Genomic DNA, 10,661 nt, shown 5'->3' with positions numbered 1-10,661 from the left:
CCCGCGTTCCCCTGCCCTCCTTCCCCGCGCCGACGACCCCGCCCGTGGCCGGCCCGGCCGCGGTGCCGGCGAACGGGCTGCGCCCGAGCGCCGCCTTCGTCGGGGTCTCGTGGCTCGCCCTGCTCACCGGCTGCCTCGGCTACCTCGTCGGGCTGTGGAACGCGCGGATGACCATGAGCGAGAAGGGCTTCTACCTCACGGTGCTGCTCTTCGCGCTCTTCGCGGCGGTCTCGCTCCAGAAGTCCGTGCGGGACCGGCTCGAAGGTGTCGCGGTCTCGGCGATCTACCACGGGCTGTGCTGGCTCGGCGCCGGCGCGGCCGTCGTCCTGCTCACCGTCGGGCTGTGGAACGCCACCCTGGCCCGCAGCGAGAAGGGCTTCTACGCCATGGCCTTCACGCTCGCCGTCTACGCGGCCGTCGCCGTCCAGAAGAACGTCCGCGACCTCGCCGCGACGGCGGGTCCGGCCGCCGAGCGGCCGTCGCCGCTCTAGCCGGCGTGCAGCGTGCGGCTCGGCGGGACGCCGTACGCCCGCCGGTACGCGCGGGTGAACGTCCCCGCGTCGGCGAACCCCCAGCGGGCCGCGACCGCGGCGACCGTCGTCCGCCGGCCGAGCCGCAGCAGGTCCGCGTGCGCCCGCTCGAGGCGCCGCCGGCGGACGTGCCCGACGACGGTCTCGCCGTGCCGCTCGAAGAGCACGTACAGCGCGCGCAAGGACAGCGAGGCCGCCGCGGCGACGGCCCGCGGGTCGAGGGCCGGGTCGTGCAGGTGCTCCTCGACGTACCCCCGGGCGACCTGCCAGGCCGCGTCGTGCCAGGCGGGTGCCTCCGCGCCCGGGCCGTCCTCGTCGAGGACGGCGGCGAGCAGGTCCACCGCCGCGCTCCCGGCGGCGAGCGCCGCGGCCGGCGGCAGCGGGTCGTCCGCCGCGCACCGGTCGACGACGGCGGCGAGGTAGTCGACGAGCAGGGCGGTCGCGGCGGTCCGCGGCAGCAGGCCCCGGGCGCAGGCCCGTCCGGGGCGCTCGACGACCTGCGGCAGCCGCCCCCGCGGCACGAGCAGGGTGCGCTTGACGAGCCGCTCGGGGATCCGGAACCGGGTCGGCACCCGGCTGTCCCAGACGACGACGTCCCCGGGCCGGGCGACGAACCGCTCGCCGTCGATCTCGAGGTGCTCCACGCCGTCCCGCACGACGAGCACCCCGACGTACTCGCCGTCGGTCGCCGCGGCGTGCCGCGCCGTCCGGCCGCCCGCGCCGGCCCCGGCCACGCAGTCGACGAGGGCGACCGGCCCGAGCATCCGCCGGGTCACGACGGCGTCCGGGAGCAGCGTGCCGCCCCGGCCGTCGAGCGCCCAGGGCAGGTGCGTCGCGCAGATCGCCTCCGCCCAGCCCTCGAGCCGGTCGCCGGGCGGCAGGTCGGCGACGGCCCAGGAGCGGACGCCGGAGTCGGTCGGAGCGGTCACGTCGTCCCTCCTCGTGCACGGCGCGAGGTGGTGCGGCGCCGCGGCGCGGCGCGAGGTGGTCCGGCCCGCGGCGCGGCCCTTCGAGTATCCGTACCGGGCGGGCGCGGTGTCCACGGCTGCCGGGGCCGGTCGTGCACGCAACGCCGGGCAAGCGTGCACGCGGTGCCGGACAGCGGGCGCCCGCGGCGCGCAGCATGGCGGGCACCGGGCCCGGCGACGGAGCCGCGCCCATCGCGAAGGAGCGACACGATGCGTGAGGACGTCGGGTTCCGTACCGAGGACGGCACGACGCTGCGGGGCTGGCTCTACCGCCCGGACGGCGGCGGCGCGGACGGCGGGACCCCGCTCGTCGTCATGGCGCACGGCTTCTCCGCGACGAAGGAGATGTACCTCGACGACTTCGCGGACGTCTTCGTCGCCGCGGGCCTGTCGGTGCTCGTCTACGACAACCGCAACCTCGGCGAGAGCGAGGGCGAGCCGCGTGGCGAGATCGACCCGTGGCAGCAGGTCCGCGACTACCGGGACGCGATCACGTGGGGATCGGCGCTGCCCGGCATCGACCCGGCGCGGGTCGGGATCTGGGGGTCGAGCTACAGCGGGGCGCACGTGCTCGTCGTGGCCGCGATCGACCGGCGGGTGCGCTGCGTCGTGGCCCAGGTGCCGCTCATCAGCGGCCTGGAGAACGCCCGGCGGCTCATCCGGGCCGACCACTTCGCCGGGCTGCGGGCGATGTTCGATGCCGACCGGGCCTCCCGCTACGCCGGTGGCACCCCGGCGACGATCAAGGTCGCCTACGAGGACGACCCGGCCGAGCCGAGCGCGCTGCCGACGGCCGACACGCACGACTTCTTCCTCGGGCCGATCCTCGACCGCGCGAAGACGTGGAAGAACGAGGTGACGCTGCGGTCGGTCGAGCTCTTCACCGAGTACGAGCCCGGCGACTACATCGACAAGATCAGCCCGACCCCGCTCCTGCTCGTCGTCGCCGCCGGCGACCACCTCACCGTCGCCGACCTCACCACCGCGGCCTACGAGCGGGCCCGGGAGCCGAAGAAGCTGCTCGTGCTGCCGGGCGGCCACTTCGACGCCTACGTCGGCGACGCGTTCACCCGGTCCAGCGCCGTCCAGCGGGACTGGTTCGTCGAGCACCTGCTCGGGTAGCCGCCTCGCGCGCCGGGCGAGTGCGCCGGCCCCACGTCCTCCAGCGGGCCGCGCACTCGTCAGGCGTCCTCTGGCGGGTCGTGCACGGATCGGGTCACCTCCCCCGGCGGGCTTCGCACCCATCCCCGTCCGTCCTCCGGTGTCCCCCGCACGCAACGTCGTCCTCTGGTGCGAGAAGCACTTCAAGGCGCACGGGAGAGGTGCTTTCGACACCAGCGGACGCCCGGATGCGTGCGGCACCCGCCAGAGGACGAGCGCCGTGGACCAGGCCCGGGGCGACGGCCCACCGGGCGTCCCGCGGAACGTCCGCGGGCGGCCGGGCTGCGCGCTCCTAGCATCGGGACCATGACTGCGGACCTCGGTTCGACGGACCCCGGCACGACGGACCCCGGCACGACGGCTCACGGCACGACGGCTCACGGCACGACGGACGGCGTGCACGGCGACGGCGTGCACCTGCCCGTGTCAGTCGTCGTCTCCCGCCGGGCGGCCGCCGGGCACGAGGCCGACCTCGAGCGCTGGGCGCGCGGCATCGTCGACGCCGCGAGCGCCTTCCCGGGGCACCTCGGCGCCCAAGTCTACCCGGCCTCGCCGCCGGACCGGGACGACCTCGTCATCGCCTTCAGCTTCACCGACGCCCACAGCCTGTCCGACTGGGAGCACAGCGCGGTGCGCCGGGACTGGCTCGCCCGCTCGGCCCCGCTCGTCGCCGGGCCGAGCCAGGCGCACTCGGTGACCGGCTTCGAGAGCCTCTTCCGCTCCGTCGGGGAGCAGGCCGGTGCCCCTGCCCCGCCGCGCTGGAAGACCGCGCTGGTCATCGCGCTCGCACTGTTCCCCGCGTCGCTGCTGCTCAACTGGCTCGTGACGCCGCACCTGACGGCCTGGCCGCTGCCCGCGCGGATCCTGCTGTCGACGGTCGTCATCGTGCCGTGGATGGTGTGGGGCGGCGTGCCGTGGCTGTCCCGGCTGCTGCGGCGCTGGCTCCGCGGGGGCTGAAGCCCGCCACCGGCGCGCGGCCGCCGCGGACCGGGCCGTACGGTACGGCCCATGACCGTGCGTGCGGGTGTCGTCGTGACCGGTACCGAGGTGCTCACCGGCCGGGTCACCGACCGGAACGGCCCCTGGCTCGCCGAGCAGCTGCGCGCGCTCGGCGCCGACGTCGGCCGGATCGTCGTCGTCGGCGACCGGCCCGACGACCTGGAGGCGGCCCTGCGCCACCTCATGGCCGACCACGACCTCGTCGTGACGAGCGGCGGCCTCGGCCCGACGGCGGACGACCTCACCGCCCGCGTCGTCGGCGACGTGCAGGGCCGCCCGTCCGAGCTCCACGAGGAGACCTACGCCGTCGTGCGCGCCGTCGTCGACGAGCTCATGCGCCGTCGCGGCTGGACCGCCGACCCGGCCGCGGTCGACGCGGGCACCCGCAAGCAGGCCACCGTGCCCGTCGGCGCGCACGTCCTGCCGCCGGTCGGCACCGCCCCCGGGCTCGTCGTCACCCCGGCGGACGGGCGCGACGGCCCGCCGGTCGTCGTCCTGCCCGGGCCGCCGTCGGAGCTGCGCGGGATGTGGCCGGACGCCGTCGCGGCGCCCGCCGTCCGCGCCGTCCTCGCCGGGGCGCCCGCCCTTCTCGAGGACACCGTGCGCCTGTGGGGCACGCTCGAGGCCGACCTCGCCCAGTCGCTGCGCCGCGTCGAGGACCGGCTCGACGGGCTCGAGGTGAGCACCTGCCTGCGCGGCGGCGAGCTCGAGGTCGTCACCCGCTACGCGCCCGACGCCGCTGACCGGCTCGAGGTGCTCCGCGGCGCCCTGCTCACCGACTTCCCGCGGACGGTCTTCTCCACCGACGGCTCCACCGTCGACGACGTCGTCGGTGACGCGCTCGTCGCCCGGGGCTGGACCGTCGCCGCGGCCGAGTCGTGCACCGGCGGCCTGCTCGGCGGCCGGCTCACGGCGCGCAGCGGCTCCTCGGCGTACGTCCTCGGCAGCGTCGCGGCCTACGCGAACACCGCGAAGACGGCACTGCTCGGCGTCCCCGCGGCCCTCGTCGCCGAGCACGGCGCCGTGAGCCCGCAGGTCGCCGACGCCATGGCGGACGGCGCCCGGACCGCCTTCGGCGCCGACGTCGGGATCGGCGTCACCGGTGTCGCCGGGCCGGGCGGCGGCACCCCGGAGCGGCCGGTCGGGACGGTGCACGTCGCGGTCGCCGGGCCGTCCGGACGGCGCGCCCGCACGCTGCACCTGCCGGGCGGCCGCGAGCAGGTCCGCGCGATCACGGTCACGGCGGCGCTGCACGAGGTGCGGCTGCTGCTCGCGGGCGACGTGACCGGCTGACGGGCCCGACGCACCGGGGACGGCCCGCACCTGTCGATCGACCGGTACGCCGATCCCCTGGTGCGCAGCACGTCTCGGCACGATGTTTCGGCCGCGTGAAGAACGTGTGAGCACCGGGCACGCGGGCTGTGCCGGCACGGCCCGGCACCCCTAGCGTTCGCCTCGTGCGGCACCGGACGACCGGGGCGCGCGAACCCGGAGGTCCGATGCCCGAGCAGGTGCCGTCCAAGGAGTCGTTCACCTTCGCCCCCGAGCAGGGGGTGCCGCCGGCGGTCGGGCCCTTCTCGCACGTGACCCGGTGGGGGTCGATGCTCTTCGTCACCGGGCAGATGCCGACCGACCCGGCGACCGGCGCGCTCGTGCCCGGCGGGGTCCTCGCGCAGGCGGAGCAGGTCCGCGCGAACCTCGCCGCCTGCCTGGCGCCCTTCGGGGCGACGCTCGACGACGCCCTCATGGTGCGCGTCTACCTCACCGACTTCGGGGACTTCGACGCCTTCAACGCGCTGTACCGCACCTGGTTCGCCGGACCGCTGCCCAGCCGAACGTGCGTCGGCACGACGGGCCTCGCGGTCGGCGCCGACGTCGAGATCGACCTCGTCGTGGGTCTTCCGGCGGCCGCCGCCGAGGTGCCCGCATGACGGTCCCCGCGCTCCAGCCCGGCACCGGGACCGTACCCGGCGAGCACCTGCTGCTCTCGACCCCGGGGACGGTGTCGTGGGGCCGGCTGCCGAACGCCGCGTCGACCCCGGTGCTCTCGGTCGCCTCCGGGGCGACGGTGACCTTCGAGGCGCTGAGCCACGAGGGGATCATGGCCGACCAGGGGCGTGACCCGGTCGCCTTCCTCGCCGGGTTCGGCGTCGCGGCGGGCGACGTCCTCGCCGACGCGATCGAGATCGCCGCGAGCGACCTGCCGAACGGTCCCGACGACGGCCCGCACGTCGTCACCGGGCCGGTCGCCGTGGCCGGGGCCCGGCCCGGCGACGTGCTGCGGGTCGACGTCCTCGACCTCGTGCCGCGCCAGCCGTACGGGTTCGTGAGCAGCCGGCACGGGCTCGGCGCCCTGCCCGGCGAGCTGCCCGAGGACGGCGTCCCGGCCGTCTTCGAGTTCTGCCCGGTCTCGGTGGCGGGCGGCCGGCTCGTCAGCTCGGTCGCCGCGCCGGACGGGCGGCGGGCGACGTTCCCGCTCGACCCGTTCCTCGGCGTCATGGGCGTCGCCCCCGCGACCGAGGACCCGGTCCACTCGGTGCCGCCCGGCGACCACGGCGGGAACATCGACATCAAGTGGACCCGGGTCGGCAGCAGTCTCTACCTGCCGGTCCAGGTCGACGGCGGCCTGTTCTACGTCGGTGACCCGCACTACGCCCAGGGCAACGGCGAGGTCGCGCTCACCGCCGTCGAGGCCTCGCTGCGCGCGACGCTGCGGCTCACGGTGCTCAGCGGGGACGACGCCGCCCGCGCCGTCGGGACCCTCACGTCCCCGGTCGTCGAGACCGCGACGCACTGGGTCCCCACGGGGATGGACGTCGACCTCGACGAGGCCATGCGGCAGTGCGTGCGCCGCGCGCTGACCTTCCTCACCGAACGGTTCGGCCTCACCCGGTCGACGGCGATGGCGTACCTGTCGGCCGCCGCCGACTTCGAGGTGAGCCAGGTGGTGGACACGGTCAAGGGGATCCACTGCATGATTCGCAAGGCGGACTTCGCCGCCTGGGTGTGAAGGAGGACTCTCGGTGCAGGACACGCTGCGGATCGTCGTGGACGACCTCAGGGGGCCGCAGATCGCGGCCTTCCTCGAGGCGCACCTCGAGCAGATGCGGGCGACCAGCCCACCGGAGAGCAAGCACGCGCTCGACCTCGACGGGCTGCGCCGGCCCGAGGTCGTCTTCTGGACCCTGCTCGACGGCGACGAGGTGGTCGGGTGCGCGGCGCTCAAGGCGCTCGACGCCACGCACGCGGAGGTGAAGTCGATGCGGACCCACCCCGAACGGCGGCGGCAGGGCCTCGGCGCCCTGCTGCTGCGGCACGTCGTGGAGCAGGCCCGGCTGCGCGGGTTCGCCCGGCTCAGCCTCGAGACCGGCTCGATGCCGTTCTTCGCACCCGCCCGCGCGCTCTACGCCGCCCACGGCTTCGTCCCGTGCCCGCCGTTCGCGGACTACGCGCCGGACCCGAACAGCGTGTTCATGACGCGGGTGCTCGAGTAGCCCGCGGCGGGATCAGGGCTTGCGGGCCACCCCGGCCCAGTAGTACGCCGACCGGGGGTCGTCGACCGGACCCGTCGGACGCCACGCGCGGACCGGGACGATCCCCGGCTCGACGAGCTCCCAGTCGCCGAAGAACTCCGCCACCTCGGCCTGCGAGCGCGGCACGAACGTCATGCCGCCGCCCGTCGCGAACGCCGTGACGGCGCCCATCGACTCCGGGTCGAAGTCGCCCGTCGGGTGGGTCAGGGCGAGGTAGCTGCCCGACGGCAGCGCGTCCCGCAGCCCGGCGACCGCGCCCTGCGGGTCGTCGTCCGGGCCGAGGAGCATGAGCACGGCGATGAGCATGAGCCCGACCGGCTGCTCCAGGTCGAGGACCGGGACGATCTCCGGGTGGGCGAGCAGTCCCGCGGCGTTGCGGACGTCGGCGTCGACATACGCCACCGACCCCTCCGGCCGGCTCAGCAGCATGGCCCGGGCGTGCGCGAGGACGATGGGGTCGTTGTCCACGTACGCGACCTTCGCCGTCGGGACGACGGACTGCGCGACCTCGTGGAGGTTGGGGCTCGTCGGGATCCCGGTGCCGATGTCGAGGAACTGCGTGACCCCGGCCGCCGTGAGGTAGCGGGTCGCCCGCTCGACGAAGTCCCGGTTCTCGCGCGCCATCGTCGGCAGCGACGGGATCTGCTGGATGAACATCTCGGCGAGCTGGCGGTCGGCCGGGTAGTTGTCCTTGCCGCCCAGCCAGTAGTCGTACATCCGCGCCGAGTGCGGCGCACCCGTGTCGAACTCGGGCGGGGGCCACACGGCGTCCGCCGGGCCTCCCGTGCCGGTGCCCGGCGTGCCTGCGGTCGTGCCGTCGTTCGGCGTCATCTCGGCCCCCAAGCGCGCGGATTCGTGGCGCCCTCGCAGGCACCCCGGACGAACACCGACCCTAGGCCATCATCGTCACGAATGGGACGACGGGGGCCAAGGTTATCGATCCCCTCAGGTCGCCCGGGCCGGCCGCGGCTACCCTCGCCGTCCATGGAACGCGACGACCTCGTCCTCGAGCTCGGCCGCCTGCTCGTCGCCGACGACGAGGTGACGAACGGTCCGGGCTGGGCGTACGTCGTCCTCGTCGCGACCGTCGACGACGCCTCGACGCGGATGAACGGCTTCAGCTACGGCCCCGACGGCCCGCCGGAGCCGGCGGCGCCGCGGGACCCCAGGACCCTGGACGTCGTCCGGGACCTGCGGGCGGCGATGGCGGCGCACGACGGCGGCCCGCCCTGGGTGAGCTGCCTCGTCCGCGTCGAGCGGGCCACCGGGCGGCTCACCGTGGACGTCGAGCACGACGACCCGCAGCGCTGGCGGATCACGCCGCAGAACCGGCACGAGCGCGCCGCCGAGCTCGACCCGCGGCGGGCCTGACCGCGGCACGGCGACCGGCGGCGATGCCGCCGAACCGGTGACCGCGGCGAAAAGCCGGTGCACGCCCGGCCGGGCCGCCGCGACCATGGGCGGATGCTGACCGACGAGACGCCGAGGGAGGTCCCGCTCCCGCCGCCGCGCATCGCCCTGCCCGACACGCTCGCCGCGAGCCGGGCCGCCGACCACGGCGCGCCGGCGGCCGTGACGATGCCCGCCGGGGTCGCACTCGACGACTCCGACCGCGCGATGGACGTCGTCGACCTGCTCGCGCTCGAGCCGTTCGTCAGCGGACGCCAGCCGTTCGCCCGGAGCACCACGCTCGAGGACGTCCTGCCGGACGCCGCGCTCCTGCCGCCGGACGGTGTCCGGGCCCGGCACGCGGTCGAGGACAACGCCCGCAGCGCCCTCGTCGTCGGTGACGGCTGGACGCTGCGCTCCACGCACTGGCTGCGCACCCGGCGCGCCGAGGTCGCCGTCACCGCGGTCGACGAGGACCTCGCGCGCACCGTGCTCGAGGCGGCGACCCGGGGCGCCGTCGAGCCGGCCGCGGCGACCGACACCCACGTCAGCGTGGGCTTCTGGCACCTCACGGCGCACGGGGCCCGGTACCGGCCGCGGGCGATCGAGGCGCCCGCGTGGGCCGACATCGCGCCGAACTACGCGGCTCCCGTCGCGACGGCCGCGACCCGGCTCGCCGGCCTCACCCCGGAGGGTCTCAACGGCCGGGTGCTGCTGCTCCACGGGCCGCCCGGCACCGGCAAGACGACGCTGCTGCGCAGCCTCGCCCAGGCCTGGCGGCCGTGGTGCTCGACGGACTGCGTGCTCGACCCGGACCGGCTCTTCGCCGAGCCCTCCTACCTGCTCGAGGTCACGACGGCCGAGCCCGAGGTCGACGACGAGGACCGGCCGGCGGACGGCCGCTCGCGCTGGCGGCTGCTCGTGCTCGAGGACTGCGACGAGCTGGTCCGCGAGGGCGCCAAGGCGTCCGCCGGCCAGGCGCTCTCCCGGCTCCTCAACCTCACCGACGGGATGCTCGGCCAGGGCACCCAGGTGCTCGTCGCGCTGACGACGAACGAGCGCCTCTCCGCCCTGCACCCGGCGGTCATGCGGCCGGGCCGGTGCCTGGCCCAGGTCGAGGTCGGCCGGCTGTCCCCCGCCGAGTGCGCCGCCTGGCTCGCGGCCCGCGGCGCGGACGTCCCGGTGCCGCCGGGCGGTGCGACGCTCGCCGAGCTCTTCGCCATCGCCGCCGCGGCCCGCGGCGAGGGCCCGGCGGTCACCGTCGGCGGCGCCGCCACGGAGGGCGTGGGCCTGTACCTGTGACGCACCGGCCGACCGGCCACCGGACGGCACCGGACCACCTGGGGGCGGGGCACCCTCAGGTGGTCCGGTGCACCGGTGCCACGAGGCCGACCGCCTCGCGGCGGCGCTCCCCCGGGCGAGGGAACGCCACCTCGCCGCCGGCCGCGCACACGAGCCAGACGACGAGGACCAGGTCTGCGACGAGGAGCACCGGGACCGCCGTCGCCACGGCGCGGACGTGCGACCTGACGGTCTGGCCGTGCGCCACGCACAGCCGGTCGCAGGACGCCGAACCCCCCACGACGAGCGCCGGGTCGCTCGTCCCGTGGAAGTGCACGCCGGACGCCGTCGCCAGCTCCCGGTCCTGCGCCCGGACGTCGAGCACCGCCTCGACCCCGGCCTGCGCCGTCGCCACGACGGTGGCTGCCAGCACGAGCAGCCCCGCCGCGACGAGGGGACGCAGCCGGCGCGGGCCGCGGGCGCGGTCCGCCACCGCCTGCAGGACGAGGAGCGTGAGCGCCGCGTACACCGGCGTGAGGACGACGGCGCCCACGACCCAGTGGACGAGCAGGTCCTGCTCCCGCCCCACGGTGCCGACCGCCCCGCGCAGCGATGCCACGACGAACCCGTTCGGCGTCCCGAGGACGGCTCCGACGACGCCCGACTCCACGACGAGAACCGCCCGGCCGGGGCCCGTGCCGCGCGCGGGGGCGGCCATCAGGTGATCTCCCAGCCGAACATCATCGCGTGGTCCTCGTGCGCGAGGTTGTGGCAGTGCGCCACGTAGGGACCGGTGAAGT

The 10,661-nt window shown here is 76.0% G+C and carries 12 protein-coding genes; 9 read left to right on the top strand and 3 right to left on the bottom strand.

Translation table 11 applies throughout. The features are described 5' to 3' along the window. The first annotated feature begins 62 nt into the window (after positions 1–62). Positions 63–491 (top strand): inner membrane protein YiaA, encoded by a 429-nt coding sequence (gene yiaA, locus ECOMGDLI_RS04240; RefSeq protein WP_088314151.1) that lies wholly within the window; start codon positions 63–65, stop codon positions 489–491. On the opposite strand, the gene ECOMGDLI_RS04235 is transcribed toward yiaA, so the two are convergent. Beyond that, on the bottom strand, positions 488–1,459 hold the full coding sequence (locus ECOMGDLI_RS04235) for a helix-turn-helix domain-containing protein (RefSeq protein ID WP_158220893.1): 972 nt from the start codon (positions 1,457–1,459) through the stop codon (positions 488–490). The genes yiaA and ECOMGDLI_RS04235 overlap by 4 nt on opposite strands. Before the next feature lie 249 nt (positions 1,460–1,708). Between ECOMGDLI_RS04235 and ECOMGDLI_RS04230 the strand changes: the two genes are divergently transcribed. The 6 genes from ECOMGDLI_RS04230 (at position 1,709) to ECOMGDLI_RS04205 (ending at position 7,152) form a co-directional block, all read left to right on the top strand. Then, positions 1,709–2,620 carry an alpha/beta hydrolase gene (locus tag ECOMGDLI_RS04230; protein ID WP_088314139.1) on the top strand — a complete coding sequence of 304 codons (912 nt, stop codon included), beginning with the start codon at positions 1,709–1,711 and terminating at the stop codon, positions 2,618–2,620. A gap of 345 nt (positions 2,621–2,965) precedes the next feature. Then, a complete protein-coding gene (locus ECOMGDLI_RS04225; protein ID WP_088314137.1) occupies positions 2,966–3,616 on the top strand; it encodes an antibiotic biosynthesis monooxygenase in 651 nt (216 codons plus the stop codon). A gap of 51 nt (positions 3,617–3,667) precedes the next feature. Continuing rightward, complete coding sequence (locus ECOMGDLI_RS04220) at positions 3,668–4,951, top strand: competence/damage-inducible protein A (RefSeq protein ID WP_088314133.1); 1,284 nt, start codon at positions 3,668–3,670, stop codon at positions 4,949–4,951. A gap of 206 nt (positions 4,952–5,157) precedes the next feature. Beyond that, complete coding sequence (locus ECOMGDLI_RS04215) at positions 5,158–5,589, top strand: RidA family protein (protein WP_088314131.1); 432 nt, start codon at positions 5,158–5,160, stop codon at positions 5,587–5,589. Then, positions 5,586–6,668, top strand: a complete 1,083-nt coding sequence (locus ECOMGDLI_RS04210; RefSeq protein ID WP_088314128.1) for an acetamidase/formamidase family protein — start codon at positions 5,586–5,588, stop codon at positions 6,666–6,668. Before ECOMGDLI_RS04215 ends, ECOMGDLI_RS04210 begins: the two co-directional genes overlap by 4 nt. A gap of 25 nt (positions 6,669–6,693) precedes the next feature. Beyond that, positions 6,694–7,152, top strand: coding sequence for a GNAT family N-acetyltransferase (locus ECOMGDLI_RS04205; RefSeq protein ID WP_088314148.1), 459 nt, complete (start codon positions 6,694–6,696; stop codon positions 7,150–7,152). A gap of 12 nt (positions 7,153–7,164) precedes the next feature. Here ECOMGDLI_RS04205 and ECOMGDLI_RS04200 read toward each other — a convergent pair whose 3' ends face one another. Further along, positions 7,165–8,022, bottom strand: a complete 858-nt coding sequence (locus ECOMGDLI_RS04200; protein WP_088314126.1) for an SAM-dependent methyltransferase — start codon at positions 8,020–8,022, stop codon at positions 7,165–7,167. 153 nt (positions 8,023–8,175) lie between these two features. On the opposite strand from ECOMGDLI_RS04200, the gene ECOMGDLI_RS04195 reads away from it, so the two are divergent. Together ECOMGDLI_RS04195 and ECOMGDLI_RS04190 are read left to right on the top strand one after the other, a co-directional pair. Then, positions 8,176–8,562 carry a hypothetical protein gene (locus tag ECOMGDLI_RS04195; protein ID WP_088314123.1) on the top strand — a complete coding sequence of 129 codons (387 nt, stop codon included), beginning with the start codon at positions 8,176–8,178 and terminating at the stop codon, positions 8,560–8,562. A gap of 93 nt (positions 8,563–8,655) precedes the next feature. Further along, on the top strand, positions 8,656–9,882 hold the full coding sequence (locus tag ECOMGDLI_RS04190) for a DUF5925 domain-containing protein (RefSeq protein ID WP_198954534.1): 1,227 nt from the start codon (positions 8,656–8,658) through the stop codon (positions 9,880–9,882). Positions 9,883–9,937: 55 nt separating this feature from the next. Here the strand turns inward: ECOMGDLI_RS04190 and ECOMGDLI_RS04185 are convergent, their stop codons facing one another. Further along, a complete protein-coding gene (locus ECOMGDLI_RS04185) occupies positions 9,938–10,579 on the bottom strand; it encodes a hypothetical protein (protein WP_088314120.1) in 642 nt (213 codons plus the stop codon). Positions 10,580–10,661: the final 82 nt, after the last annotated feature.

The sequence above is a fragment of the Kineosporia sp. R_H_3 genome (assembly GCF_002198675.1).
GTDB lineage: Bacteria > Actinomycetota > Actinomycetes > Actinomycetales > Kineosporiaceae > R-H-3.
The sequence above is the reverse complement of the archived record's forward strand: the minus strand, read 5'-3'. Positions and strand labels throughout refer to the sequence as shown.

Bases quoted from the DNA above. Each gene is read 5' to 3' on its own strand.
- ECOMGDLI_RS04230 (WP_088314139.1), top strand. From the start codon at position 1,709: ATGCGTGAGGACGTCGGGTTCCGTACCGAGGACGGCACGACGCTGCGG.
- ECOMGDLI_RS04225 (WP_088314137.1), top strand. From the start codon at position 2,966: ATGACTGCGGACCTCGGTTCGACGGACCCCGGCACGACGGACCCCGGC.
- ECOMGDLI_RS04220 (WP_088314133.1), top strand. From the start codon at position 3,668: ATGACCGTGCGTGCGGGTGTCGTCGTGACCGGTACCGAGGTGCTCACC.
- ECOMGDLI_RS04215 (WP_088314131.1), top strand. From the start codon at position 5,158: ATGCCCGAGCAGGTGCCGTCCAAGGAGTCGTTCACCTTCGCCCCCGAG.
- ECOMGDLI_RS04210 (WP_088314128.1), top strand. From the start codon at position 5,586: ATGACGGTCCCCGCGCTCCAGCCCGGCACCGGGACCGTACCCGGCGAG.
- ECOMGDLI_RS04200 (WP_088314126.1), bottom strand. From the start codon at position 8,022: ATGACGCCGAACGACGGCACGACCGCAGGCACGCCGGGCACCGGCACG.
- ECOMGDLI_RS04195 (WP_088314123.1), top strand. From the start codon at position 8,176: ATGGAACGCGACGACCTCGTCCTCGAGCTCGGCCGCCTGCTCGTCGCC.
- ECOMGDLI_RS04190 (WP_198954534.1), top strand. From the start codon at position 8,656: ATGCTGACCGACGAGACGCCGAGGGAGGTCCCGCTCCCGCCGCCGCGC.
- ECOMGDLI_RS04185 (WP_088314120.1), bottom strand. From the start codon at position 10,579: ATGGCCGCCCCCGCGCGCGGCACGGGCCCCGGCCGGGCGGTTCTCGTC.